General features: G+C 31.9%; 20 protein-coding genes. 8 read left to right on the plus strand and 12 right to left on the minus strand.

Annotated elements, in window-relative coordinates; genetic code table 11:
- The first annotated feature begins 92 nt into the window (after positions 1-92).
- On the plus strand, positions 93-2,459 hold the full coding sequence (locus B8T70_RS13630) for an RND family transporter (protein ID WP_039117890.1): 2,367 nt from the start codon (positions 93-95) through the stop codon (positions 2,457-2,459).
- Between the two features lie 34 nt (positions 2,460-2,493).
- Here the strand turns inward: B8T70_RS13630 and B8T70_RS13635 are convergent, their stop codons facing one another.
- The 3 genes from B8T70_RS13635 to B8T70_RS13645 all read right to left on the minus strand — a co-directional run bounded on the left by B8T70_RS13635 (position 2,494) and on the right by B8T70_RS13645 (position 4,657).
- Positions 2,494-2,964 carry an Lrp/AsnC family transcriptional regulator gene (locus B8T70_RS13635; protein ID WP_035617352.1) on the minus strand — a complete coding sequence of 157 codons (471 nt, stop codon included), beginning with the start codon at positions 2,962-2,964 and terminating at the stop codon, positions 2,494-2,496.
- 259 nt (positions 2,965-3,223) lie between these two features.
- Positions 3,224-3,973, minus strand: coding sequence for a uroporphyrinogen-III synthase (locus tag B8T70_RS13640; protein ID WP_039115878.1), 750 nt, complete (start codon positions 3,971-3,973; stop codon positions 3,224-3,226).
- Positions 3,974-3,988: 15 nt separating this feature from the next.
- Positions 3,989-4,657 (minus strand): DUF4271 domain-containing protein, encoded by a 669-nt coding sequence (locus B8T70_RS13645; RefSeq protein ID WP_039115880.1) that lies wholly within the window; start codon positions 4,655-4,657, stop codon positions 3,989-3,991.
- 105 nt (positions 4,658-4,762) lie between these two features.
- On the opposite strand from B8T70_RS13645, the gene B8T70_RS13650 reads away from it, so the two are divergent.
- From B8T70_RS13650 to B8T70_RS13660, 3 genes are read left to right on the plus strand one after another with little or no spacing between them, the layout of a single operon-like run.
- The gene (locus B8T70_RS13650; RefSeq protein WP_039115882.1) at positions 4,763-5,488 is read left to right on the plus strand and encodes a polyprenol monophosphomannose synthase; all 726 of its coding nucleotides are present in this window, start codon (positions 4,763-4,765) and stop codon (positions 5,486-5,488) included.
- Between the two features lie 13 nt (positions 5,489-5,501).
- On the plus strand, positions 5,502-6,842 hold the full coding sequence (locus B8T70_RS13655) for a dihydroorotase (protein WP_039117888.1): 1,341 nt from the start codon (positions 5,502-5,504) through the stop codon (positions 6,840-6,842).
- Positions 6,843-6,845: 3 nt separating this feature from the next.
- Positions 6,846-7,322, plus strand: coding sequence for a DUF4296 domain-containing protein (locus tag B8T70_RS13660; protein ID WP_052259550.1), 477 nt, complete (start codon positions 6,846-6,848; stop codon positions 7,320-7,322).
- 4 nt (positions 7,323-7,326) lie between these two features.
- On the opposite strand, the gene B8T70_RS13665 is transcribed toward B8T70_RS13660, so the two are convergent.
- Positions 7,327-8,328: an NAD-dependent epimerase/dehydratase family protein gene (locus B8T70_RS13665; protein ID WP_086895201.1), complete on the minus strand. Its 1,002-nt coding sequence runs from the start codon at positions 8,326-8,328 to the stop codon at positions 7,327-7,329.
- A 134-nt stretch (positions 8,329-8,462) separates the two neighbouring features.
- The gene (locus B8T70_RS13670; RefSeq protein WP_086895202.1) at positions 8,463-9,716 is read right to left on the minus strand and encodes an outer membrane beta-barrel protein; all 1,254 of its coding nucleotides are present in this window, start codon (positions 9,714-9,716) and stop codon (positions 8,463-8,465) included.
- A gap of 231 nt (positions 9,717-9,947) precedes the next feature.
- Here B8T70_RS13670 and tyrS point away from each other — a divergent pair, with 231 nt between their 5' ends.
- A complete protein-coding gene (tyrS, locus tag B8T70_RS13675) occupies positions 9,948-11,240 on the plus strand; it encodes a tyrosine--tRNA ligase (protein ID WP_086895203.1) in 1,293 nt (430 codons plus the stop codon).
- 53 nt (positions 11,241-11,293) lie between these two features.
- On the opposite strand, the gene B8T70_RS13680 is transcribed toward tyrS, so the two are convergent.
- The 4 genes from B8T70_RS13680 to B8T70_RS13695 all read right to left on the minus strand — a co-directional run bounded on the left by B8T70_RS13680 (position 11,294) and on the right by B8T70_RS13695 (position 16,970).
- Positions 11,294-12,274 carry an acyltransferase gene (locus B8T70_RS13680; protein WP_039117884.1) on the minus strand — a complete coding sequence of 327 codons (981 nt, stop codon included), beginning with the start codon at positions 12,272-12,274 and terminating at the stop codon, positions 11,294-11,296.
- A gap of 85 nt (positions 12,275-12,359) precedes the next feature.
- Entirely contained in the window at positions 12,360-12,698 is a 339-nt protein-coding gene (locus tag B8T70_RS13685; protein ID WP_039115888.1) for a T9SS type A sorting domain-containing protein, read from the minus strand.
- A gap of 107 nt (positions 12,699-12,805) precedes the next feature.
- The gene (locus B8T70_RS13690; RefSeq protein WP_039117883.1) at positions 12,806-13,999 is read right to left on the minus strand and encodes a hypothetical protein; all 1,194 of its coding nucleotides are present in this window, start codon (positions 13,997-13,999) and stop codon (positions 12,806-12,808) included.
- Positions 14,000-14,180: 181 nt separating this feature from the next.
- Positions 14,181-16,970: a TonB-dependent receptor gene (locus B8T70_RS13695; protein WP_086895204.1), complete on the minus strand. Its 2,790-nt coding sequence runs from the start codon at positions 16,968-16,970 to the stop codon at positions 14,181-14,183.
- Positions 16,971-17,203: 233 nt separating this feature from the next.
- On the opposite strand from B8T70_RS13695, the gene B8T70_RS13700 reads away from it, so the two are divergent.
- The 3 genes from B8T70_RS13700 (at position 17,204) to B8T70_RS13710 (ending at position 20,527) form a co-directional block, all read left to right on the plus strand.
- Positions 17,204-17,887: a response regulator transcription factor gene (locus tag B8T70_RS13700; protein ID WP_086895205.1), complete on the plus strand. Its 684-nt coding sequence runs from the start codon at positions 17,204-17,206 to the stop codon at positions 17,885-17,887.
- Between the two features lie 73 nt (positions 17,888-17,960).
- Entirely contained in the window at positions 17,961-19,040 is a 1,080-nt protein-coding gene (locus tag B8T70_RS13705; protein ID WP_039115894.1) for a cell wall metabolism sensor histidine kinase WalK, read from the plus strand.
- Positions 19,041-19,210: 170 nt separating this feature from the next.
- Positions 19,211-20,527, plus strand: coding sequence for a porin (locus B8T70_RS13710; protein ID WP_039115896.1), 1,317 nt, complete (start codon positions 19,211-19,213; stop codon positions 20,525-20,527).
- Between the two features lie 29 nt (positions 20,528-20,556).
- Here the strand turns inward: B8T70_RS13710 and B8T70_RS13715 are convergent, their stop codons facing one another.
- The 3 genes from B8T70_RS13715 to B8T70_RS13725 form a co-directional block, all read right to left on the minus strand.
- Positions 20,557-21,624, minus strand: coding sequence for a glycosyltransferase (locus B8T70_RS13715; protein ID WP_086895206.1), 1,068 nt, complete (start codon positions 21,622-21,624; stop codon positions 20,557-20,559).
- A gap of 164 nt (positions 21,625-21,788) precedes the next feature.
- The gene (locus tag B8T70_RS13720) at positions 21,789-22,370 is read right to left on the minus strand and encodes a hypothetical protein (protein ID WP_086895207.1); all 582 of its coding nucleotides are present in this window, start codon (positions 22,368-22,370) and stop codon (positions 21,789-21,791) included.
- A gap of 64 nt (positions 22,371-22,434) precedes the next feature.
- Positions 22,435-25,866, minus strand: a complete 3,432-nt coding sequence (locus tag B8T70_RS13725) for a hypothetical protein (RefSeq protein ID WP_086895208.1) — start codon at positions 25,864-25,866, stop codon at positions 22,435-22,437.
- Between the last annotated feature and the right edge of the window lie 34 nt (positions 25,867-25,900).

Below are 25,900 nucleotides of genomic sequence, written 5' to 3' on the forward strand. Positions count from 1 at the left end.
TATAATTTATAGAAATAATAGTATAAAAGTGTACTCAAATTTTATCCTTTCCTGTGTTTTTCACTACATTTGCATCCATTTTTAATACTTTTATGAAAAAGAAATCAAATGTAGGTTTCTGGGAATCTATTGCCAGAATTATACTTAAAAATAGAATCCTAATTTTAGGGATTATTGCAGCCATAACTGTTTTTCTTGGCTTGCAATGGAGAAATCTTGGAATGACTTATACGGAAGCCAATTTACTTCCTAAAAAACACATTGTAAACCAGCAATATCAAGACTTTTTAAATAAATTTGGTGAAGAAGGAAATCTTATCGTTATCGGATTTAAAGACGAAACTTTTTTTACGCCAAAAAATTATGCTGCCTGGAATGAGTTAATGACAGGATTAAAGGGTTCTAAAGCGGTGGATTTAGTTGTTTCGCTAAATGATTTAAAGAAGCTGGAAAAAGATACTGTTGCAGAAAAATTTGTACTTGTTCCTTTTATAGATCAAAATCAAGCAGTAAATCCGGAATACCTTAAAAAAATAAAATTTGACCTGTTTAATAATTTGCCTTTTTACGAAGGTTTATTGTTTAATAAGCAATCAGGAAGTATTCGTTCAGCAGTTTATCTGAATAAGAAAATAGTAAATACTGCAGCTCGAAAAACATTTATTCTGGAAGAATTGGTTCCTAGAATCGAGAAGTTTGAAAAAACTACAGGAATAGATCTTCGCGTTTCGGGAATGCCATATATCCGAACAATTAATGCAGAGAATATGAAAGGTGAAATTGGGCTTTTCATTGGTGCGGCATTACTTATTACTTCATTGATTTTCTTTTTGTTTTTCCGTTCTTTCAGAGCTACGTTTATATCAATCTGTATTTTGTTAATTGGGGTAATGTGGTCGTTTGGGACATTAGGATTGTTTCATTATAAAATTACAATCTTAACCGCAGTAATTCCTCCATTGATTATCGTAATCGGAATAACAAATTGTATTTTCCTGATTAATAAATATCAGCAGGAAATAAAGATTCATAACAATCAGGCAAAAGCTTTACAACGTATTATTTCTAAAATTGGAGTTTCGACTTTAATGACGAACTTAACAACTGCTGTAGGTTTTGCAACGTTTATGATTACGGGTAATGATTTGTTGTTTGAGTTCGGATTAGTGACTTCTATCAATGTTATATCGGTTTACTTGCTTACACTTGTAATAGTGCCAATTGTGTATAGTTTTATGCCTTTGCCTAAAGAGAAACATTTGTATCACTTAAGTAAAAATTACATTTCGTCTTTACTGGATTGGGTTGAGAATGTTGTAAAAAATAAACGAAAAGTAATTTATACAATCTACGGTTTAGCGCTTCTTTTTAGTGTGATAGGAGTTTCTCAAATTAAAGTTTCGGGTAGTTTAATTGGCGAAATGCCAAAGAGTGCTTCGTTTTTTAAGGATATTCTTTTTTATGAAAAAGAGTTTAATGGTGTAATGCCGTTGGAGATTATGATTAACACCAAGCATAAAAAAGGTGTTATGAAATTATCGACCATGAAAAAAATGGATGAGTTGCAAGAAACAATTGCTACGATTCCAGAATTATCAAAACCAGTTTCGATAGTAAATTTAGTTAAATACTCTAAACAGGCATTTTATAATGGTAACCCAGAATATTATGAGTTGCCAACTTCGCAAGAGCAAACTTTTATTTTATCGTATGCTAAAAATGCTACGAAAAACAGTAAAGATAATTTGATGAAAAGTTATGTAGATTCGACTGGGCAATACGCTCGAATCACAACTTTTATGAAAGATATTGGAACTCAGGAAATGGCTCGAGTAGAAGGGAAGTTGAAAAAGAAAATAGAAGAGATTTTTCCAAAAGATCGTTACGAGGTTACCTTAACAGGGAAAGCTTTAGTGTTCCAAAAAGGAACTTCATATTTGGTAGATAATCTTATAGAGTCTTTAATTTTTGCAATTTTAGTAATTGCAGCACTTATGACTTATTTGTTTAGATCAGGAAAAATGGTAATGGCATCGGTAATTACTAATATTTTGCCACTTTGTATTACATCAGGATTAATGGGGTATTTTGGTATTCCGCTTAAGCCATCAACAATATTGGTATTTAGTATTGCTTTTGGTATTTCGGTAGATAATGCGATTCAGTTTATGGCAAAATACCGTCATGATTTATTGCAAAGTAACGGGAAGATTAAAAAATCAGTATTTAGTGCTTTAAGGGAAACAGGAATTAGTACGTTTTACACTTCGATTGTATTAATTTTCGGATTCGCGACTTTTACATTGTCTAGTTTTAGCGGAACAATTGCGTTAGGAGGATTAATATCTTGTACGTTGCTATTTGCAATGTTTGCAAATTTATTAGTCTTACCGGCATTGGTCTTGACATTTGAAAAGAAGAAGGCAAAAAAAGAAGATAATATAGAAGGAGAGATTTAATCTCTCCTTTTTTATATATGATATATTCAGGTAATTATAGCTGAATTTGTCTGTCGATTTGTTGATCTAATGAGATGAAGGTTTCTGTCCTGGATACACCTTCAATTGCCTGAATTTTGGTGTTTAATAGTTGCATTAAATGTTCGTTGTCACGACATATTATTTTAATTAATATCGACCAGTTTCCTGTTGTGTAGTGACATTCGAGAACTTCGGGTATTTTTTTTAATTCTCTTACAGCTTCTGGATTTCGCGCAGCTTTATCAAGATATACGCCTACAAATGCCATTGTATTGTATCCTAATACTTTATTATTAACGGTAAATTTCGAGCCTGATATTACGCCTGATTGCTCTAGTTTACGTAATCGCTGGTGAATTGCTGCACCCGAAATTCCGATTTTATTAGCAATCTGTAATATTGGTTTTCGAGCATCCTCCATTAAGTGGCGTAAAATTTCTTTATCGATGCCATCTATTTCTATAACGAGTGAGTTGATTTTCATGTGTTGTGATTTGAAACTAATTTTAGTATTTTGGTTTAAAATAGAAATCAAATTTAATGATAAAACTTTAATTAAGTTCTGAAATCGAAATCTTTGTCAAAGTTTAAAACTTTGACAAAGATGAATTGGGGTGGAAGTTGAGATAAAACAAAAATTTCAAATCTATAAGTGATGTAGGGTTTTGTATTACTTGAAGTTGGGATTTGGGCATAAAAAAAGCCGCGAAATTCGCAGCTTTTTATTTATTTAGATAAAAGGATTATTTTCCTTTATTTGCTTCAGCAATATATTTCTCTAATGCCATTGTCATTGATGGAGTTTCAGGAGTTGGAGCAAGAATATCTATTCTTAAACCATAATCTAAAGCCTCTTTTTGAGTTGTGCTTCCAAAAACAGCTATCCTAGTTTCGTTTTGTTTGAAGTCAGGAAAGTTTTTAAATAATGATTTTATTCCCGTTGGGCTGAAAAAAGCTAAAATGTCATAATAAACATCTGCTAAGTCAGATAAATCACTCATTACTGTTTTGTAAAAAATTGCTTGAGTCCAATCAACTTTTAAGTTGTTTAAAGTAATAGGAGCATCAGCATTTAATTGATCAGAAGCAGGTAGTAAGAATTTTTCGTCTTTGTACTTTTTGATTAATGGAGATAAATCTGCAAAATCTTTAGCACCAACATAAATTTTACGTTTTCTGTACACTACGTATTTTTGTAGGTAAAAAGCAACGGCTTCCGATTGACAAAAATATTTTAATCCTTCAGGAACTTTATAACGCATTTCTTCTGCTACTCTAAAAAAATGATCAACAGCGTTTCTGCTTGTTAAAATGATTGCAGTGTAATGATTAAGATCGATTTTTTGAAGTCGAATCTCTTTAGCGTTAACTCCTTCCACGTGAATGAAAGGTCTGAAATCAATTTTTATTTTGTGTTTCTGTTGGAGCTCAAAATAAGGGGAGTTTTCCACTTTAGGTTCAGGCTGTGACACCAAAATTGTTTTCACTTTCATAAGTTGTAATATTTTCTAAGCACTCCCTTTGGTAAACCAATAATACATAAAATAATAAGGGGCTATTTCAAGAGTGCAAAGATATAAAATAAAATAAAATAACTTACTCAATATTACGTTTTGATAGTTTTTAATTGAAATAAAATAAGAGAACAGGCTAATACATAGTGAAATAGCTAGTATTGTTAGCGGTACATTTTTTGAAATATCGTCATAATAGAACAAAATTGCATTAACTGGAAGGATTAAAATACCGATATAAGCTCTATAAGTTACTTTTTGTAAGTTAAAGTGCTCGATAAATTCTTCAATATTAAAAGAAGTAGCAACAATCTTTTCGATTAAATACTTTGATAAAATAAAAAATCCCAGCAAGGTTACAATTTGGATATAAAGAGTCCAATCAGTCTTTGATGCATGTCCAAAACTACTTAAGGTAAGTTGTATAAAGAATGCAAAAGAAATAATTTGTAAAAAAAATAAGGCAATTGTAAAACCGCTTTTTATGTGGCTGCTATCTCTATATATTTTTGCATATTTATCAGAGAAAATCAATTTTGTAAAGTCTCCAAAACGGCTCTCATAGATAGACTTTGTTATAGCAATAACCGCAAAGCATAACACAAACAAAAGTGTTGCCCAGTCTTTGTTTTCAGTAATTCTTGGATGAAGTTGTTCAATCATAGCGATGCAAAATTAGTAATTTTTTATATCAATACTTTTATTATAACTTTATTATGAATGAAATGCTATAAAAAGTTTACTTTTGCGTTGAAATTACTCAGAAAAATGAATGATTGTATTGTCATAATTCCCACTTACAACGAAATTGAAAACATTGAAAGCATTATAAGAGCTGTGCTTTCTCAACATAAATCTTTTCACCTTCTTATTGTCGATGATAACTCTCCAGATCGAACTGCAGATAAAGTTGTCATGCTTCAAGAGGAGTTTGAAGGGAAATTGTTTTTAGAAAACAGAGCCAAAAAAGCAGGCTTAGGAACTGCTTATGTTCATGGTTTTAAATGGGCTCTGGATCGAAAGTATAATTATATATTCGAAATGGACGCCGATTTTTCGCATAATCCAAATGATCTCGAAAAACTTTTTGATGCTTGCCATTTTGGTGGAGCAGATCTTGCTATTGGATCTAGATATGTAACAGGGGTAAATGTTGTAAACTGGCCATTAAGCCGAGTATTGATGTCATATTTTGCATCGGTGTATGTAAAATTCATAACAGGTATGAAAATACATGATGCCACTGCGGGATTTGTATGTTATAAAAGAGAAGTCTTGGAGGCTATTAATCTTAACAGAATAAAATTTGTTGGTTATGCTTTTCAGATTGAAATGAAATATAGAACGTATTGCAAGAAATTTGAAATTACTGAGGTTCCTATTATTTTTACTGATAGAACAAAAGGAGTTTCTAAAATGAGTAATGCTATTATAAAAGAGGCAATTTTTGGAGTTATCTCACTTCGACTAAAAAAATTAGTCAATTCATTATAAACCAATATTAAGGATGAATAGGATTTTAATAAAAAATGCTAAAATTGTAAACGAAGGGTCAATTTTTGAAGGCGATTTGCTAATCGAAAATGATATAATTGTAGAGATCTCAGATAGTATAAGTCTAAAGTCTTCTAATTGTGTTGTTATTGATGCCGAAGGAAGTTACTTAATGCCAGGAGCTATAGATGATCAAGTGCATTTTAGAGAGCCGGGTTTAACACATAAAGGAGATATTGAATCTGAGTCTAAAGCAGCTGTTGCTGGAGGAATTACTTCGTTTATCGAGCAGCCTAATACTGTTCCTAATGCTGTAACTCAGGAAATATTAGAAGAAAAATACCAAATAGCTTCAAAGAAATCGTATGCGAATTATTCGTTTATGATGGGAGCTACAAATGATAACTTGGAGGAGGTTTTAAAAACAAATCCAAAAAATGTAGCAGGAATTAAGATATTTCTAGGTTCTTCAACCGGAAATATGTTAGTAGATAATGAAGCTACTCTCGAAAAAATATTCTCTAGTACACCAATGCTTATTGCTGTACACTGTGAGGATGAAACAACAATTCAGAATAATTTAGAAAAATATAAGGCAGAGTATGGTGAAGATGTTCCTGTAACAGTACATCATTTAATTCGTAGTGCCGAAGCGTGTTATATTTCTTCATCTAAGGCTATCGCTTTGGCGAAGAAAACAGGAGCTCGTTTGCATATTTTTCACCTTTCGACTGCTAAAGAAATGGAATTGTTTACAAACAAAATCCCTTTGGAAGAAAAGAAAATTACTGCCGAAGTTTGTGTGCATCATTTATGGTTTACAGATGAGGATTATAAAACTAAGGGTAACTTTATAAAATGGAATCCTGCTGTAAAAACTGCCGATGACCGAAAAGCTCTTTGGGAAGCATTGCTAGATGGACGAATAGATGTAATTGCTACAGATCATGCGCCACATACTAAAGAAGAAAAGAAACAATCCTATTTAAAAGCTCCTTCTGGAGGTCCTTTGGTTCAGCATGCCGTTGTAGCTATGTTTGAAGCGCATCATCAAGGAAAAATTAGCGTTGAGAAAATCATTGAAAAAATGTGTCACAATCCTGCTAAAATTTTTAAGATTGAAAAAAGAGGTTTTATTAGAGAAGGTTATTATGCCGATTTGGTAATTGTAAATCCTGGTTTACCTTGGAGTGTAAATACAGATAATATTTTGGCAAAATGTAAATGGTCTCCATTTGAGGGATATACATTTAAATCAAGAATTACTCACACTTTTGTAAATGGTCAATTGGTTTACAATGCATTTAAAGTGAAAAACGTTCACGCTGGAAAAAGATTATTATTTGATAGATAAGATATGAAAAAAATAGTCATAATTATTTCGGTATTAATGTTTGCTGTAGGATGCAAGAAAGAACTGGTTCCAAAGCCAGAACGACTTGTTGAAAGAGATAAGATGATAGATATTATGTATGACTTATCATTATTAGAAGCAATAAAATACCAGAATCCAATGTCTCTTGATTCTAGCGATACTAATCCTACCAGATTTATATTGAAAAAATATAAAGTAGATAGTTTGCAATTTGTAAAGAGTAATATGTATTACGCTGCAAATTATAATGATTACAAAGACATGTTTGATGAGATTAGTGCGCGTATAGAAAAAAATAAAAAGAAGGTAGATTCTTTAATCAAAATTGAAGAAAAGAAAAAGAAGTTGCTTGAAAAAAACGGCAAAGCTGTTAAAAAAGACACTATTAAAAAACCTAAAGAAGAATTGATAAAAGTAAAGCCGGTTTCGCCTAAAATAGAGATGAAACAGAGTAATTAACTTTTTATAAAGTAGAAACCTCTTTAATATATTGATGGATATTTATGAAGTCAGTTTTTAAAGTGGTTTTTATTTTTTCATTCGAATATAAATCTTTTGTGTAAGACGACTTTGCAGTCGCTTTTGTAATCTGTCTTTTCTTAAGGAAAAATGTAGATAGAAACCAATCGATTCTCCATATAATTTTCATAAGTAAAGGACTTGCATGAATTGTAGGTCTTTTTACTTTTAATGCATCAGCAATAGTATTTAAAACATCTCGAAAAACGATATTATCTGCAATTAAAGTAAATCGCTCATTTTTTATCTCGCTTTTCATTAATGTTACGGCGATTCTAACAACATCATCTACGGCAACAAATCCGGTACTTCCCAGCGTGTAGAATGAAAGCCCATTGGCTACTTTTGTATAAAGTTCTGCACTTCCTTGTTCATCACTTTTAGATTTTGGGATAGGACCCATAATTACCCCAGGATTTATAATAACAACATCAAGGCCTTCTTGCCAACTACGCCAAACTTCCATTTCGGCACCATATTTAGATATTGCATAATCGCTATGTGGTTTTTCAGGATTCCATTCCGTTTCTTCGGTTATAATAGTTTCATGGGCTGCAAGGTCTCCAAGAGCAGCTATTGAACTTACAAAACATAATTTTTTTATTTGCTTTGCAATACAAAAATTTACAATGTTTGCAGTGCCTTCAATATTGGTTTTTCGTACTAAGTCTTCGTCCTTTGGGTCAAAAGAGATTAAGGCTGCACAATGATATACATACTCAATATCTGCAAAAGCAATTTCTAATGAGGGAACATCGAGGATATCAGCTTCTATCCATTGTATTGATTCGAATAAATGAGATTTTTTATATAAATCAAAAACTGATTTTGTTCTTTCTATTTTATTTGCGTTTCGGTAAATTGCCCGAACGTTGTCTCCATTTTCAATTAAATGAAGTAATAAATGTGCGCCAACTAAACCTGTTCCTCCTGTTACTAAAACCATTTTGTAAAGATAATACTTTCGATTTATCTACATACAAATTTCGTACGATTCAGGGTACAGATAATAAATAAGGCATATTAAAAAGTATCTTTTCAATATGCCTTATTTGTTTATAAGATCAAATGTTTTGTTTATTAGAAAATTGTGTATCCTAAAACAAAATCTATTGAGCTATATTTTGCAGAATAAGTTAGATAATCGCGCATTAATTCTTTTTTGGTATTTAATCTTGCTTCGAAGCTAAATTTATTTTTAAAGTTATAACCAAGGCCGAAAGCAAAATTACTTCCAGAACCACTTTCATATTCTCTTGTAGTTTTATTTGTTACATCCGTGTAAGTGATGTTTGTTTTGCTTCCCGCATCAAATGCATAAGCTACGTTTATAAAAATTTTAGAGGTTTGATTTAAAAACATATAATGTCTTATTCCGATAGGGATTTGTATAGAAGTGTATTTTACTTTTGCATTGTTAGGGGTTTCCGGGCTTATTATAAATCCACTAGGAACATTATATGTTTTATCATCTTGGTATGTTTGATAAGCAGGATTTATAAAAATACTCCATTTGTTTTTATTGTATGGAAGGATGTACTCTGCCTCGACACCAAACTTGAAGTTAATTTTATTATCTAGTTGTACGTTATCGCGAAGAAAGTAATCATTTTCAGTAGATAATGATGCAATGCTTGCGCTAGGTGTTATTTTAACTAGAAAAATTCCTTTGTTTACTTTTCTTTCTTCTTTAGCTAAATTAGGTTTGATGTTATTGTATTTTATGAAATACTTAGTAAGATCTGATTTATTGTAATTAAGTTTTATAATTTCTTTTTCGGTTGTGTTTTCGGCCTTTACATTTTGAAACAGTTGTTGTTTGTATTCATTATTTTCGGCTAGTATTGTTGGGGAGCCGTTAGAATCAATCTGATAATATTTTGTATAAACAAGTTGCTCCACAGGAATCGTTTTTGTTTCATAAAAATATCTATTAAGGTTTTGATCGGTGTAACTATATAAAGTGGCATCGCCTTTTACAAGAACTTTTAAAAAAATCACTTCTTCTTTAAAAACAGGGTTTCTGTCAGCTAATAACTTATTTGGTTCGTCGCTTGTACGATCTATTTTAATTTTAAATTTTTTAAATGTGGTTTCATTGTCGATCCCGAACTCTTGAACGTTTGCAATGGTTTCGGTTTTAAAGTCGTTGTCACTAAGTTGTGTTTTGTATTTAAAATCTGTTGGGTTGTTTTTCCAGTCTATGTTTTTTATAAAACACTCTACACGATTTCCATCGTTTAAAATATAATATCCTTTTTCAAAAGATATTTGCGCATAAGAAAAAGTAAAAAAGAATAAAAATAAAATAGTAATCAGTAATGGTTTTTTCATGGTAATTTGTTAGTTTTTTTGCGAATGTAGCCATTATATATTGCTTTTACTGCATATTAAAGGTTAAAGCATGAACTGTTTAGCTGGGTATAGATGAAGATAGTTTTTATAGTTTGAATTTAATGGTTAATATTTTGCAGGACAGAAATGAAAATCTTTTATAACAGGAGTGTTTTATAGTATTTACTCCTAACAGAATTAATTATATTTGTAAAAATTATTTTAAAAGAAATGAAAAATTTTATTGAAGAAGTAACTTGGAGAGGAATGCTTCACGACGTTATGCCAGGTACTGAAGAACATTTGATGGAACAAATGAGAGTGGCATATGTGGGAATTGATCCAACTGCGGATTCATTGCATATAGGGCACTTGGTTGGAGTGATGTTATTGAAGCATTTTCAGTTATCAGGACACAAACCATTGGCGCTAGTTGGTGGGGCAACAGGTATGATTGGTGATCCATCGGGAAAATCGAATGAAAGAAATTTACTTGACGAAACAACGTTACGTCATAATCAGGAAGCTATAAAAGGGCAATTGTCTCGATTTTTAGACTTTACTTCAGATGCGGCTAATGCTGCTGAATTGGTAAACAACTACGATTGGATGAAAGAATTCTCATTCCTGGATTTTATTCGTGATGTGGGTAAACATATTACGGTAAACTATATGATGGCAAAAGATTCTGTAAAGAAAAGATTGTCTTCAGAAGCTGCCGAAGGAATGTCGTTTACAGAGTTTACTTATCAGTTAGTTCAAGGATATGACTTTTTGCATTTGTATAAAAACAAACAATGTACCCTGCAAATGGGTGGAAGTGACCAATGGGGTAATATCACCACAGGAACGGAATTGGTAAGAAGAATGGAAAGCGGAAAAGCGTATGCTTTAACTTGTCCATTAATTACAAAAGCTGACGGAACAAAATTCGGAAAATCAGAAGGTGGAAATATTTGGCTGGATGCAGCAAGAACATCTCCGTACAAGTTTTACCAATATTGGTTAAATACTTCGGATGTTGATGCTGAAAAATATATTAAGATTTTTACTTTCTTGTCAAAAGAAGGAATTGAATCTTTGACAATAGAACATAGAGAAACACCACATTTGCGTATTTTGCAAAAAAGATTGGCTGAAGAAATTACTGTAATGGTGCATTCTGCTGCGGATTTAGAAAATGCAATTAAAGCTTCGGGTATCTTATTCGGAAATTCAACTTCAGATGATTTAAAACAATTAGATGAAGCGACTTTCTTAGATGTTTTTGACGGTGTGCCTCAAGCAGAAATTGCTAAAGCCGACCTTGAAAACGGATTAGAGATTATAAATGTTCTGAATGAGAAAACAGGATTCTTTAAGTCGAATGGTGAAGCTAGACGTGCTCTAACTGCTAATTCTATTTCGGTTAACAGAGAAAAAATAACAGAGGAATTTGTTCTTTCTAATAAAGATTTAATAAACAATCAGTTTGTTTTATTACAAAGCGGAAAGAAAAATTATTTTGTGATTAGAGTAGTATAATTGGTGAATCGTTTAATTGTTTTTTCGTTTAACCAATAAACGAATTAACTTTTTTAAAGTACCATCAAATTACAACCTCTAATATCAGAGTTATCAAAACGTCCCAATACCTCGAAAGAGTTGTTGGGATATTTTTTGCCTAAATCTTGCGTAGCGATAAAGGAGCAGGAATTAATATTGGCTAAGTCGATTACGTTTATACCACCAGTTTTACCTTCTTTTACGTAAGTTAAAGCATCTTCGGTATCACGAATAAGAACTTGTATCCACGAAGGACATTCAAAAATTCCTTCACCTAAAGAATAAGCTTGCGATAATAATTCGGTCATACCATACTCAGAATGTATTGCAGATACACCAAAGCCTTCACATAATTCTTTGTGTAATTCTTCGCGAATCATTTCTTTGCGTTTGCCTTTCATTCCACCAGTTTCCATGATGATGGTATTTTGTAGCTTAAACGAGTTTTTTTCGATTAAATCTAATAAAGCATATGTTACACCAATTAAGATAGTATTTTGTCCTGACTGGTCTAATTCGATTAGTTTTTGGGTAAGTTCTTCGTGGTTGTGTAAATAAAACCCACTTTCTGGATGGTTTGATAATTTAATTAAATCTTCGACCATGTATATTAAAGAAGATCCTTCGCGTTCTAGATAAGAAGGTAAAAGTGCTAGTACAGCATAATCTTCGATGTTACCATAAAATTCTGAAAATCCTTTGCGATAACTTTCTTCATACAAAGAAACATCGGTTACAATATGCTTGCTGGTAATCATTCCTGTTGTACCGCTACTGGTAAAAGTTACCTGAGCAGGATTAGAATTTGAGACTACATTATGGCTCTTAAAAAACTGAATTGGCAAGAAAGGAATTTGGTTAAGAGACTTTACTTTTTGAGGATCTGTTTTAAGATAATCACAGAATGTTCGATATACTACGTTGTTTTCGTATTGAAAGCGAAACACTTTCAACGCTATTTTTTCAAATTGCTTTTGATTGGAAATCGTAAATATATCGGTTGTTGTAATCAAGATCTTTTTTTTGCAAAGGTAATTTATTTAAAAGAAAAAGCTCCAAAATTACTTTGGAGCTTTTTTATGTTTTTATTTTTAAAAATTACCTGACAATTAGCTTTCTAGTTGCAGTTGCGTTCTCTTCGTTTATTTTTATGATATAAACACCTGGCGAAAGATTAGAAACATTAAGCTCTTTAGAACTTATTTGTGTCTGTAGGACTTTTTTCCCCAGTACGTCAAAAATGGTTATCTCTTTTTCTAAATCATTTTTAGACGAAATGTATACTTTACCGTTACTCACAGGGTTTGGGTACAAACTTAAGCCCTCTATAACAGTGCCGTCTTGCGGTTTTGGCAGTTGTTTACTGTCTTGTGCCGAGACACTTACAGTAAAGAAAAAAGCCAATAAGAATGTAATATAAAAGTAGTTTTTTGCCATCACTTAAATTTAGTATTAGTAAATATACAAAAAAGTTTTCAAAAACTACGCCAAAAAAAAACATCCTATAAATTTAGGATGTTTTTAACATTTTATGTGTGAAGTGATTATAGCTTCTCTAATAAGTTTACACCATCAACAATTGCCCAAGCACCAGGAGTTAAAGCAGCTCCAGTTGCTGTTGTACTTGTTGTAAAGTTTCCTGCAGGGAACGCTACTGTAAATCCAGCTGCACCTGTTCCTGTAAGAGGAGTTGTAGCATCAGCAACTTTTACGTTTAGCATTTTGATTTTACCACCAGCAACTTGATTTGTGTTTGTAGCCGCTTCTTGAATTCTAACAGCAACAGCTCCTGTTGAAGTATATCCAGAAATTACAACATTTGAATATTCACCATTTCCATCTTTTTTGAATTGAATAGCATCAATTTCTGTTGGATTTCCAGCTTCAGTTACTGTTCCTGGAGCTCTTCTTAAAGTAATGTTAGAAACTTTAGGGAAGAATGAGTTGTTAACACTTTTTGATTCGATTTCCATTCCGAAATTTCCAGCACCAGTTTGATATGCGTACCAGTTAGTATTTGCTTGCCCTTGCCATCCATCTTGCCAGTCAAAAGAATCATCTGTATTTCCGTATGAAATTAAGTTTTTAGCACTTACAGTTCCACCGTAAAATTCAAAACCATCATCTGCTCCTTTGTAAGCTACTAAGTTTTCTAGAACTGTTCCTGAACCTACAGCGTAGAATGAGAATCCATTCATTTCTGAGTTTCCGTCAAGGATTTTTTTACCAGCATATTCTACACGTACATATTTTAATGAACCACTGCTATGAGTTGGGTTTGAACCACCATAAACAATATTTGTTCCATCTTCTGAAGTTGCAGTAGTAATTGGTGTTCCGTCAGCAGTTTTTCCTGAAACAATCGGAGCATCACCAAACATAATAATTCCTCCCCATGAACCTGCAGTCTTAGATTTCTCTGTAAAGACAACTGGTTCTGCAGCTGTACCAGCAATATTTAAAATACCACCTTTTTCTACTAACAAGGCATCTGAACCATTAGAAACATCGGCAGTAATTACTGATCCAGCTTCGAAAGTTAAAGTTATACCGCTTTTTATTCTTACTGTACCACTTAGGGTATATGTTCCTTTTACAAAAGTTTTAGAAGCAGTAACATTTTCTGCTGTTATTTCTCCTGAACCAGCTGCTGGAGGTGTTGCAACATCATCATCGCTAGAAGAACAACTTGCGAAAATCAAGCTTAATAAAGAAAGACTTAAGACTAATTTTTTCATTTTAATGGTTTTTTAGAATTATTTTTTTTGTGTTATTTTGTTGATTCAAAAGTACTATCGTGCTTTTCAAACCTAGTTAGCTAATTGTTACTAAAGTATTATATAACAATTAGCTAGATGTAAATTTTATGTTACGTACTTAAAATAAGAAAAGAGCTGTAAAGCTCTTTTCTTATTTTGATTAAAATGTATATCCTATATTAACTGAGAAGCCAACTCCTTTTTTGTATTCACGAAGAACTAATGAATCTTCGGTAATATCTATTGTGCTGTTTTTTCCTAATTCTTTTCTATAATATGGGTTTATTAAATTTTCGGCACTAAATTTTAATTCAATGTTTTTTGATAGTGTGCTTGTCCAAACAAAATCTAATTTACTGAATGATTTTTCATAGATATGATCCATTCCTGATGAACCAACTGCAAAGATTCTGTCGCCGTAAACGTTATAAACTAATGTCATTGAGTTTTTCCAAGCGGTATTTAATGTAAAGTCATATTTCAAATCTGTATTGATAATCCAGTTTGAAGCTCCTTGAAGTTTACGATTTGTGCTGTTTTCTAATTCGTTACCTTGTTTTGTTAAGTCAATTTTTACATCGGTACTCATTATAGAAGTGTTGAATCCGAAAGTAAAGTTCGAAAGAGATTCGCTAACTCTGCTTAATTGCAAAATCATTTCGATTTCGGCACCATAAATTACAGCTTGCTCAGAGTTTTTGAATGTTGTTATTTGACCACCACTATTAGCTGTTGGTTTAAAAACTCTTTCAATAGGGTTTTCGATTAATTTCCCAAATGCACCAATAGCAAACAACTCTTTGTTGTTAGGGAATAATTCGTATTTAAAGTCTACGTTATAATTGTCACTGTTTAATAAATTTGAATTTCCACTTTCAGAAGTTGCATCCGCGTTAATGTAATTTATTGGAAGTAATTCCATTGCAACCGGTCTTGTTATAGTTTTACTTAATGAACCACGTAGATTACTTTTTTCAGTTAAAGCATATTTAGTGTTTAATGAAGGAAGGAAATCTAACTTATCATCAGTTTTCTTACGGTATGGGCTTCCAAAAGGATCTCCTTGTTCTCTGTATTTAATTTCACGAGTTGAGTTTTCTGCTCTTAATCCTGCATTTAAATCCCATTTTTCTCCAAAAGTCCAAAACAAATTAAAGTAACCAGCGTTAACAAATTGATTTAGTTTTACTTTATAATCTCCATTAGATTCTTCCTGAACATAAACGATTCCGTTATCGATATCCTGATTGATTTCTTTACTAATTGTTCCTAAATCGGCAGTGTAATTTTTTTCGATATTTCTTCTTCCAGAAAAGAAACGGTAACTAGATTCCATGTCATTTATGAAATTGTTATATCCTACAGTTAAGTTGTTTAATCTTTCTTTGTTTCCAAATTTAATGCTGTATTCTGCAAGCGCAGAGAAGTAAAAGTTTCCGTTTACATCTAAATACTGGCGATTTAAATTATTTCCACCATAAGACATATTGATGTCAGTATCATTAACTTTTAGACCAGTGATAAATTTTCTGTCAGGTTGTTGAAAACCAGTTTTTACATATGAACCTCCAGCTTTAATGGTTTGTTTTCCATCTTCGGTTAATTTGTAATCTCCAAATAATTGAGTATTCCAATACTTAGACTCTTCAAATTGATTTAATCTGATAAGGTTGTTTGTAATATTGGCTAAACTGTTGGTGTATCCTACTTGATCTTGAATTTTACTTTCTGTGGCTTGGATAAAAAGCGTATTGAAGTTTAAGTTTAATCTGTTTGTTTTGTATTTTAAACCTGCTAAACCAGAAAAAGTAGTTTGGTAAGCGTATTGTGTGTTGTATAAGTTATTGTCGTAATTACCTTGTCCAAGATTGAAAGTTCTGTCAACTCCCTCTCTAAAAATGTATTTATTATCAAAGTTAAATGACATGATGTAACTTATGCTTCTTTCTTTTTCAAGATTAAATTTCTGTGAATGTAAAAATCCAATACTTGAATTTAAAGGGCTTGCAGTTTGATCAACATCCCAGTTTTTATCTCCGTAGGCACTATGGTATTGATCAGGAGATAACTTTGTTCCGCTTGGTACAGAACCAAAAGCTGACGGAAGTGCTCTTTCATTACCAAGAAGTCCAAAAGTTCCTTTAGTTGAATTTGCATCATCAGAAAGCAAGAACTTCTTTAGATTGTTGTTTGTAGTATAGCCAAATCCAATATTTAATTTTGTGATGTTTTTTGGCTGAGTGGTTTCAATATTAATTGTTGCACCTGCAAAATCACCAGAGATATTTGGATTGAATGTTTTGTAAATATTTAAAACTCCTACTATATCAGTTGGAAATAAATCTAATGGAATAATTTTTTTGAAAGGGCTGTTTGATGGAGTTTGTAAATCATTAACCAATAAATTATTGTAACGATCTTCCAAACCTCTAATAAATAATCCACGGCCATCTACTTTTGTAATTCCTGTAACTTTAGTAAGTCCATCTTCTACATCACTAACCCCTTTTCGTGACATTTCCTGAGCACCAATACTTTGTTTAATGACAACTGCATTTTTTTGATCTAATAATAAAGCAGTTTCTTTTTCTCTGTTTACAGATGAAGCTTTTACAACAACATCTTTTAGAGTGTAACTCCCAGATGATAATGCCTGGTTGATAGTTGTAGTTTCATTTGCTTTAACAATTACTAGAGCTTCTACAGTTTCATACCCCAAGAAACTATAAATTACAGTATAGCTACCAGGAGCTATGTTTATCGAATATTTACCATCGATGTCGGTATTTGCACTGTTGTTTGTTCCTTTAATAAGAACATTTGCAAATGGTAGTGCTTCATTATTAGTTTGTTTGTCTGTTAAAACCCCAGAAATTGTACCTTTGGTCTGAGCCATAGAAACAGCACAAATAAATAATGTAATAAATAGAAATTTTAAGTTGAATTTCATTTTCGTTTGTTGTTTGTTTATTTTTTTGCAAATAAAAGACGGCTTTGTAAAGTTCGTGTTAGCTGCTTGTTATTGTTTTGTCTCTAATATATTATGAAATTGTTATGAGATTAAATTACGGTTAACACTACTTTTTAACAGTTGATTTATTATTACCTTTACACTCGCAACTACAATCATTGAATATTATATCGTATAAGTATCAATGAGATAACCCAATTTTTTGCTATTTTATGAAAAAAACACAAACTAAGATTTTACTAGTAGATGATGAACCGGATATTTTAGAAATTGTTGGATATAACCTATCTCAAGAAGGGTATCAAATAATTACAGCCTCAAACGGAAAAGATGCAATTGCAAAAGCACAAAAGGAATTGCCAGATCTTATAATAATGGATGTTATGATGGCTGAAATGGATGGTATGGAAGCTTGTGAACACATCCGAAAAATACCTGAACTAAATAACGTTATCATTACATTCCTAACTGCAAGAAGTGAAGATTACTCACAAGTAGCTGGTTTTGATGCTGGAGCAGATGATTATATCACTAAACCTATTAAACCAAAATTACTAGTAAGTAAGGTAAAAGCATTATTGAGGCGTTTAAAAGAACAAGAAATTAGTAGTGATACATTAAACGTAGGTGGAATCGAAATTAATCGTGAAGAATATAAAATCGTAAAAGATAATATAGAAATCGCTTTGCCTAGAAAAGAATTTGAATTGTTCTATTTATTGGCTTCAAAACCAGGAAAAGTATTCAAGCGTGATGAAATACTTGATAAGGTTTGGGGTAATGAAGTAGTTGTAGGCGGAAGAACGATTGATGTACACATTCGAAAATTAAGAGAAAAAATTGGAGAAGATTTATTTAAAACCATCAAAGGAGTAGGTTACAAATTCGAGGTTTAAAATAAAGATTACCAACCAAAAGCATAATGCAAAGAAATCAGAATTATCTTTGTAGAAGCTATCCATGAACTAAATGAAAATAAGTTTTAAAAAAACCTATAAGTTTGCTGTAAAGTCAGCACTATATATAAGTCTCTTTGCTACAGGGTTTGTAGTAATTCTAGTTTTATTATTCTTCAAAAATAGAACAGAACATTTACTACCATTCAGTCTTGTCTTTCTTGTGTCGGTATATGCGTTCTCGTTTATGGTTTTACAATACCGAGTAGAACGTTTTATTTATCGCAGAGTAAAGAAAATCTACGATGAGGTTTCGTTATTGGAATCCAGTACACTTATCAACCAGCCGATCACTACGGATATGGAAACGCTTTCGCGTGAAGTCAAAAAATTTGCAACCGATAAAAAGTTAGAAATCGAAATGCTCGAGATTCGTGAAGAATACCGTCGAGAATTTCTAGGTAATGTTTCGCATGAACTTAAAACGCCATTGTTTACAGTTCAGGGATATATTTCGACTTTATTAGATGGAGCAATGGAGGACAAAACCATTCGAAAAAAATATCTTAAACGTGCCGAAAAAGGAGTAGAACGATTAATTTATATTGTCGAAGATTTAGACATGATCACTAAATTAGAAACAGGCGATTTAAACTTGATAATCACCGATTTTGATATTGTCGAACTTATTCAGAATGTTTTTGATTTATTAGAAATGAAAGCTGATAAAAAGAAGATTAAGTTAACTTATGAAAAGAAAATTCTTCAGCCGATTTTGGTGAAAGGAGATAAAGACAGAATTCAACAGATACTAGAGAATTTGATTGTGAATTCAATTAAATATGGTAAGCAAGGCGGAACTACAGAGGTAGGAGTTGTAAATCTTACAAAGAAAAAAGTACTTATTCGTATTAGTGATAATGGAGAAGGAGTAGAGAAACAAAATATACCAAGACTTTTTGAGCGTTTTTATAGAGTAGATAAAAGTGGAGCCAGATCAGAAGGTGGTTCTGGTTTAGGACTTGCTATTGTAAAACATATTATCGAAGCCCATAAAGAGAAAGTGTATGTTGAGAGTGAGTTTGGGATAGGTTCTGAGTTTTCATTTACTCTCGAAAAAGCCCATAAAAGCACTAATCTTGAAGTTAAGTAATTGTAATTAGAGCATCTCAGATCAGCATAAAATTCTCATGATTTAACCTCGATTTAAAGTTGCCGATTCTCTCTTAATATTAAATTTTCACAATAATAACATCTTCGTAACGTTATGTTAACTTTGATGGGTGATTTTTGCACTCTGAACGAGGAGTTTAAAAAAATAAGATGAGAAAATTTTTAGTGGTAGCTTTATCTTTAGCGGCGGGCTTAACGCATGCACAAGAGGTAAACAAAGATGAGATAAAGAAAGAGGTAGTTCGTATTTTAGACTCTATTAATAAGGCAAAAGAAACTGCAATAATAACAGCACCAAAGATTGAACCTATTCTTCAGAAAGAAGAAAAAGATCATTGGTATGATAAAATCTCATTACGAGGTTATGTTCAGATAAGATATAATGGTTTGTTTTCTACCAATGATAAAGTTTCATGCGAACAGTGTGATAGATCTTGGGGAACAACATCTACAGAACCAGATGCAAAATCTAATAATGGGTTTTTTATAAGACGTGCACGATTAGTATTTTCTGGTCAAATACACCCAAATATATATTTTTATTTCCAACCCGATTTTGCAAGTTCACCAAGTACAGGAATCAATAATTTTGTTCAAATTAGAGACATATTTTTTGATTTCTCATTTGATCCAAAAAGAGAATATCGTGTTCGTGTAGGACAAAGTAAAATTCCTTATGGTTTTGAGAATATGCAATCTAGTTCTGTTCGACTTGCTTTGGATAGAAATGATGCTATGAATAGTGCTATATTAAATGAACGTGACTTAGGAGTGTTTTTTTATTGGGCACCTAGCAAAATAAGAGAACGTTTCGAAATGTTAGTTAAAGATGGTTACAAAGGTTCTGGCGATTATGGTGTTTTTGCTTTTGGAGTTTACAACGGGCAAATCGCAAATAAACTTGATAGCAATAGAGATTTAAATGTTGTAGCGAGAGTAACTTATCCTTTCGTAATAGGAAGTCAGATTATTGAACCAGGAATTCAGGCTTATTCAGGAAAATGGGCATTTACCAATGAAATTTCAACTGGAGTTGCAATAGATAATAAACAATATGTAAAAGATCAGCGAGTAGGAGCAACTTTTGTATTATACCCTAGACCTTTTGGAATCCAAACGGAGTATAACATAGGTAAAGGACCACGTTATGACAAGACTACTAATAGTGTCGATGTTACAAATATAAATGGAGGTTATGTTTTATTAAATTATAAATTAGATTTAGGAAAACAACTATTATATCCTTTTGCAAAATTTCAATATTATGACGGAGGAAAAAAATATGAAAAAGATGCCAGAAGTTATGTAGTTAGAGATTATGAAATTGGTATAGAGTGGCAGCCTCTAAAAGCATTAGAGTTTACAGCAGAATATGTTATTGCCGATAGAACTTTTGAAGATAGCGCATTACCAATTAATCGTCAACAAGGAAATTTACTGAGATTACAAGCTCAATTTAATTTCTAAAATATAAAAAACATATAGGATGGAGTTTATTATTTTTCGAAAACAGAAAATAATGAACTCCATTTTGCTTTCTTTTTATATTGAGGTAATCCTTTGTATTCTTTAATTTTTGCAATATCCTCAATCTTAAAATCATCTTGTAATGCGTAAGGTACAAGCCCTTCTTCCTGTAGTTTCTCAGCCAGATATAATTGCTCATATTGACCAGGAGTTGGTATAAAAAAAGCTTTCTTTTCTAGTTTTACCAAATCCATTACGGTTGTATAGCCTGAGCGACATAAGATTTGCTCACTTTCGTTAAAAGTTTGTTCTAGCTGGCGTGTATTCATGAAATTGTAATACGTAACATTATCGATGATTTCCTTTTTTTGGTCTTTTTCGACAATGCCTTTCACAAAAACTACTTTTCCGTCGTAGCGAATAACTTCTTGTTTTAATTTCTCTTCGAGGTAACCACGTTGAGGTTCTGGTCCAGATAAGATAACCATTAAATCATATACTTTAGGCGTTTCCTTCTTGCGCATTCGGCTCATAGGACCTATGTATCTTAACTTGATTTTTTTTGATTTTAAATGGCCTAATTCTCCAGTTAAATTAGGATTCTTTTTTATGTCGGGAACCCAACATTCAGTATATTTCTTTATAAAATATTGATGACATTTGCTGGTAAACCAAGTCGTGTTTCCAGTCATTACATTTAATTGATGCGTAATAAAAACCGATGGTATCTTATCACTGTAAACACCCAAACGATTATCAGAAATAATCCCGTCGATACCATATTTTTTAATCCACGATTTTACCATTTTTTTTTCGTCCAAAATGGCTTCAATCATTTTAGGACAATTTTTGATTAATTTCCACTTAAAGTTTTTGCCATTCTTAGCATATTCTATTTGGTAAGAAGGTAATTCGAGTGTTTGGATATATGGGAATTCTTTTCGTAATAGCTCTAAAGCAATACCATCAGAGGCAATTATGGGGATGTAATTGTTTTCCTGTAATGCTTTAATTATCGGGATGCATCTTGTGGCGTGACCTAAACCCCAATTTAATGGAGCAATTAAAATAGTTTTATTAGTTGAATCTAAATTCATATAGAATTGGGTTATGTTAAGTTAACCCTGCGAAAGTTACAAACAGTAAGTCTTTTCCTTATTTATAAATGATTACTAAAATATTAAGTTATTATTTTAGTAAAAATAAAAAGGCTAGACGCTATAAGAAGTCTAGCCTTTTTAATTGTATCAAGAAAAAGATGTTAGTCTTGAATATAAGTTTTGTTTCCGTTAGAATTAATGTAGTACTTACCACCTCTTGGTCCCGTATATACTTTTTTACCATTATATTCCCCGGTAACTTTATCTGCTACTTTAGGTGCTTTTTCATTAGTTTCTTTAACTGTTTTTGTAGCAGTTTTAGCAGTGCTTTTAGTTGTTGCTTTAGTATCTGCTTTTGCTTTATCTACTTTTTCAGTAGCAGTTTTTGTATCAGCTTTAGCTTTAGTTACTTTTTTAGTAGCATCATCAGTTGCAGTCTTAGCATCAGTTTTTACTTTGGCAGCTTTTTTTGTAGTTGACTCTTCTGCTTTAGTGGTTTTTGCCTTAGCATCGCTTTTAGCTTTTGTAGTTTTATCATCTACACTTTTAGTTGCTGATGCTTTTTCTTTAGTTGCTTTTTTCTCTGTAGCAGTTTTTGTATCGGTAGCCTTTTTAGTAGCAGTCTTTTTTTCTTTAGTTGCTTCTGATTTAGCTTTGGTTTTAGTCGTCTTTACAGCAGTTTCTTGTGCGTAAAAATTACTTGAGAAAACTAACATAAAACAAAGTAATAATAATTTTTTCATGTTTTTTAAGTGTTAAAGTTTATAATAAAATTAATCAATTTATTGTAATGTTTTCGAAAATGTATCAAAAATAAGCTCTTAGCTGAACATTTCCTGTATGGATAGTTGGTCCAGTCTCGCCTTTTCTTCCTTGATAGTTTACATTAACATCCAAAAACTGAGTGATGTTTTTTTGCAATAGCAATCTCCATACCAAATTTTGTCCTGTTTGTAAACCTTCTAACATTTGAAAACCTACTGATGAAAACTCATTGCCTGTAAATTTATTCTTATAAAATGAAAACTCACCATTTAATGTAATTTTTTTATCACCAGCATAAGAAAAAGATGTTCCTAATCGGCTTTGTTCTAACGTTTCTTCCTCTCCAATTTGATTGTCTTTGTTCTGAATTTCATAGAAGAAATCTAAACTTGTACTTTTAGAAAACAAATAACTAATTTTTGGAGCAAGTTGATAACCTGTTAGCTTGTAGTTTTTTTCTGGGAAACTTTCAGAGATAAGATCTGTTTGTATGGTTTTGGTAAAAAATCCGAATAACCAACTTTTATCATACAAATGAGAATATTGGAATTGATGCGAACTATTTTTAGCCTGTTGCGATCCTATTGTAAGTAAGTTTCTGCTTTTGTTTTGTAAATAGGTATAAGTTGTAGAATGTTTTTGTTTACCACGATTATAAAATAAACTGTTTCTGAAACTGGAATTTAGCCCCAGCACATTTTCATCTGAAGAATTAAAAGGATTAAGTTCAAAACGATCACCATCACTTTTTACTTTTCGATCTAATATAAACGAGGTCTGGTTATAAAAATAAGATATAACCTTTTTTATTCCAGTTTCATTTAACCATTGGTTTGGGTTTAATGTTACCGATTGAGAAAACTTATTCTGATTTGTTTTAATATAAATCCGGTTAGGTAAAAAGATACGAATGTATTTTGCCTGATCAATAAATGCAGCTACTTCAAATTCCTGTAATTCCTGAATTCCATTATTGTTGTAATCGTTCCAGGTGTAAACTCCTTGTCCTGCAGGAACTTCTACATAGGTATAATCTTGTTGCGGCATTGTTCCCGAACTGGTTTCGTAAGCAGTAGTAGTTTGGATAAATTGATTGAAAAAACGATCATTATAAAGAATTCTGGAATTTAGTGATGGTTCTCTTTTTTTAGTCACATCTTCAAAATTCAATACTCTATAGCTCGCATATACCGATAAATCACTTTTGGTAGTCTGGATTAATTTAGATCTTAAATAATAAGTCTGCGAGTTGTTTACACGTTGTAATAGTCCGTTTTGTAAACTATCATTGCTTCGTTTTAAAAAGCCTAATTCTACAAAAACCTTGGTACTATCACCACGACCTATAAATAAACCATATTCATTAAATCTCTGGCTTAAAGCCGAAAACTGATTGGTTTCCTTATTCTTTTCTTGATTATCTTCAAGCTGTACTGTGCCACCAACCCAGTTTTTATTAAAATGATAACGGGCTTGAGTTTGGTTTCTTAAAAATTTAGAAGTCGATATTGTACTGTTGCTATTTAGTAAACTACCTTGGTTCTGAATCAGCCAGTTTTTTACTTTAAAAAGACCATTAACAGTATGTCGGCTTCCAGAATAGTTTTCGGTAAAATCTAAGTTTTCAAATTGATAGGTTAGTAATCCTATATCTGAGGTCTTTTTTTGAGGAAATAAATCAAAATTTAATCCCGAAATCAATAAACTCTGATTCCCAAATCGATTTGCGGGAAGATTCCAATCCCGATCAAACTCGATGTTATAAAGGCGTTCTACCGATTTAAAATTGTCCTGAATAAATTGATAATTTACAAATGCATCCAGATTCCAACTTCTGGTAAATAAACGTTGCTTAGCGTTTATTTTGGATGCAATTCCTTTATTGTTTCCGTCTTGTATGCTCGAAAATAAATTAGCATCATTGTTACTAACTCCAACTTCAAAATCAAAACTTGTTTTTTCGGTTGGGTTATATTTACCCAAAAAAGTAGCTACTTGCAGTTTTATTGGAGCAACGAGTTTAATAATTGGAGCATAATTTCCTTGCGGAATGCCATTTATAGGAGCAACATATTCATAAATTCGATCAATTGTATTTACGTTTCTAAGAATGTAATTGGCAGACTTTGCACCAATTAAATTGAATCTTACATTGTATAATTCTTCTTTTGGATCGTTAGAGAATTCATAAACTTCCGCTCCGTTTATCATTATTTTTCGGTAAAGAATTTTATTGTCCGAATAAGAGTCAACATAAGCCGAAGGAGCAATCATAGCATTTGTATCATCTCCTGCATTACTTAATATTTCTACCTGTTCTTTGGTTAGATTTTGTTGTAACGGTTGGTTTTTTAAGTCATTTTCAGAGTATAGATACCCTCCAAAACTCCATTTTTTATTTTCATGAGTAACTCCGGCATACGTTACAAATCGGGTATAATTTTGATTTGTATATTGGTACTCAACACTTATTCGCATCTCCGAAGTAATTGTAAAAAGAGAAGTAAAAGTGATTTCCCCAGCATTATAATCAATAGTATAATCTTTGTTTTCGCCTCGTTTTAATAAAACGCCATTTACATAAACTCTTTCAGAACCCGAAATCACCAATATGTATAACTCACCATTCTGACCAGTTAGTTTATAAGGACCTTGATTTCCTTCCTGCCCAGTAATGTTACTTTTTGCATATTGCCCCCTTACCAATGCGGCAGAAGCAAATACATTGGTTTTGCTATCTTCATCACCAAAATTAAAATTGACGGCAAGACCTTGAACCTTTTTGTCGAAATTTAGGAACTGTGTTTTTTTATTTTCGAGAAAAATATCTCCCGCGCGTAATGCCCAATCATTACTAAAAAGCTCTATAAATATATTGTCGAATTGATCTAATTTTTGGGAGTAACCACCATCTTGCAACGGAATATTATTGTCTTGTAATGATGCACGAAGACTTACTTTTTCAGATATTTTTCCTGTAATCTGTAAGTCAAGATTGGAGTTTAAAACTGTGTTTTGGTTGTTACCAATGGTAATCCCTCGGGTAATACTCCCTGAAGTATTTAATCCGTCAAAAGGAGTTACAGTTTTATTGGTTTTAGGTTGTATTTGATATAGAGATTCAGAGGTTACACCATTACTTACGATTCGGTCAGAATCATAAATTTTATACTCTTTGGTTAAAATATCTGGAAGTTTTAAATACTCAACTGTTAGGGAATCAGTATTCGAAATCATTTTTTCGTTTAAAAGTAATGTTCCTTTCTGGAAATTTACTTTGTAGAAACTGCTATCAATAGGTTGTTTATTGTTGTCGTATAATTTAAAAAAACTCGAATTGATACTAACGTTTTCAAGATGAATAGTATCTCTGGAGATACCAACTTTTTTGGTTTTATAGTGCGTGTTTATTTCCTGGGCATGAAGTCCAGAACAAAAAAGAATTACAATCCAAAAGAGTAATTTTTTAAACATAAATACTTTAACTCCAAAACGTCAAAAGTAGTAT

Origin of the sequence: Flavobacterium sp. AJR (assembly GCF_002156885.1) — a bacterium.
GTDB lineage: Bacteria > Bacteroidota > Bacteroidia > Flavobacteriales > Flavobacteriaceae > Flavobacterium.

Bases quoted from the DNA above. Each gene is read 5' to 3' on its own strand.
- B8T70_RS13685 (WP_039115888.1), bottom strand. From the start codon at position 12,698: ATGGCAAAAAACTACTTTTATATTACATTCTTATTGGCTTTTTTCTTT.
- B8T70_RS13670 (WP_086895202.1), bottom strand. From the start codon at position 9,716: ATGAAAAAACCATTACTGATTACTATTTTATTTTTATTCTTTTTTACT.
- B8T70_RS13725 (WP_086895208.1), bottom strand. From the start codon at position 25,866: ATGTTTAAAAAATTACTCTTTTGGATTGTAATTCTTTTTTGTTCTGGA.
- B8T70_RS13665 (WP_086895201.1), bottom strand. From the start codon at position 8,328: ATGGTTTTAGTAACAGGAGGAACAGGTTTAGTTGGCGCACATTTATTA.
- B8T70_RS13715 (WP_086895206.1), bottom strand. From the start codon at position 21,624: ATGAATTTAGATTCAACTAATAAAACTATTTTAATTGCTCCATTAAAT.
- B8T70_RS13630 (WP_039117890.1), top strand. From the start codon at position 93: ATGAAAAAGAAATCAAATGTAGGTTTCTGGGAATCTATTGCCAGAATT.
- B8T70_RS13660 (WP_052259550.1), top strand. From the start codon at position 6,846: ATGAAAAAAATAGTCATAATTATTTCGGTATTAATGTTTGCTGTAGGA.
- B8T70_RS13710 (WP_039115896.1), top strand. From the start codon at position 19,211: ATGAGAAAATTTTTAGTGGTAGCTTTATCTTTAGCGGCGGGCTTAACG.
- B8T70_RS13635 (WP_035617352.1), bottom strand. From the start codon at position 2,964: ATGAAAATCAACTCACTCGTTATAGAAATAGATGGCATCGATAAAGAA.
- B8T70_RS13655 (WP_039117888.1), top strand. From the start codon at position 5,502: ATGAATAGGATTTTAATAAAAAATGCTAAAATTGTAAACGAAGGGTCA.
- B8T70_RS13690 (WP_039117883.1), bottom strand. From the start codon at position 13,999: ATGAAAAAATTAGTCTTAAGTCTTTCTTTATTAAGCTTGATTTTCGCA.
- B8T70_RS13705 (WP_039115894.1), top strand. From the start codon at position 17,961: ATGAAAATAAGTTTTAAAAAAACCTATAAGTTTGCTGTAAAGTCAGCA.
- B8T70_RS13700 (WP_086895205.1), top strand. From the start codon at position 17,204: ATGAAAAAAACACAAACTAAGATTTTACTAGTAGATGATGAACCGGAT.
- B8T70_RS13640 (WP_039115878.1), bottom strand. From the start codon at position 3,973: ATGAAAGTGAAAACAATTTTGGTGTCACAGCCTGAACCTAAAGTGGAA.
- B8T70_RS13650 (WP_039115882.1), top strand. From the start codon at position 4,763: ATGAATGATTGTATTGTCATAATTCCCACTTACAACGAAATTGAAAAC.
- tyrS (WP_086895203.1), top strand. From the start codon at position 9,948: ATGAAAAATTTTATTGAAGAAGTAACTTGGAGAGGAATGCTTCACGAC.
- B8T70_RS13645 (WP_039115880.1), bottom strand. From the start codon at position 4,657: ATGATTGAACAACTTCATCCAAGAATTACTGAAAACAAAGACTGGGCA.
- B8T70_RS13695 (WP_086895204.1), bottom strand. From the start codon at position 16,970: ATGAAATTCAACTTAAAATTTCTATTTATTACATTATTTATTTGTGCT.
- B8T70_RS13720 (WP_086895207.1), bottom strand. From the start codon at position 22,370: ATGAAAAAATTATTATTACTTTGTTTTATGTTAGTTTTCTCAAGTAAT.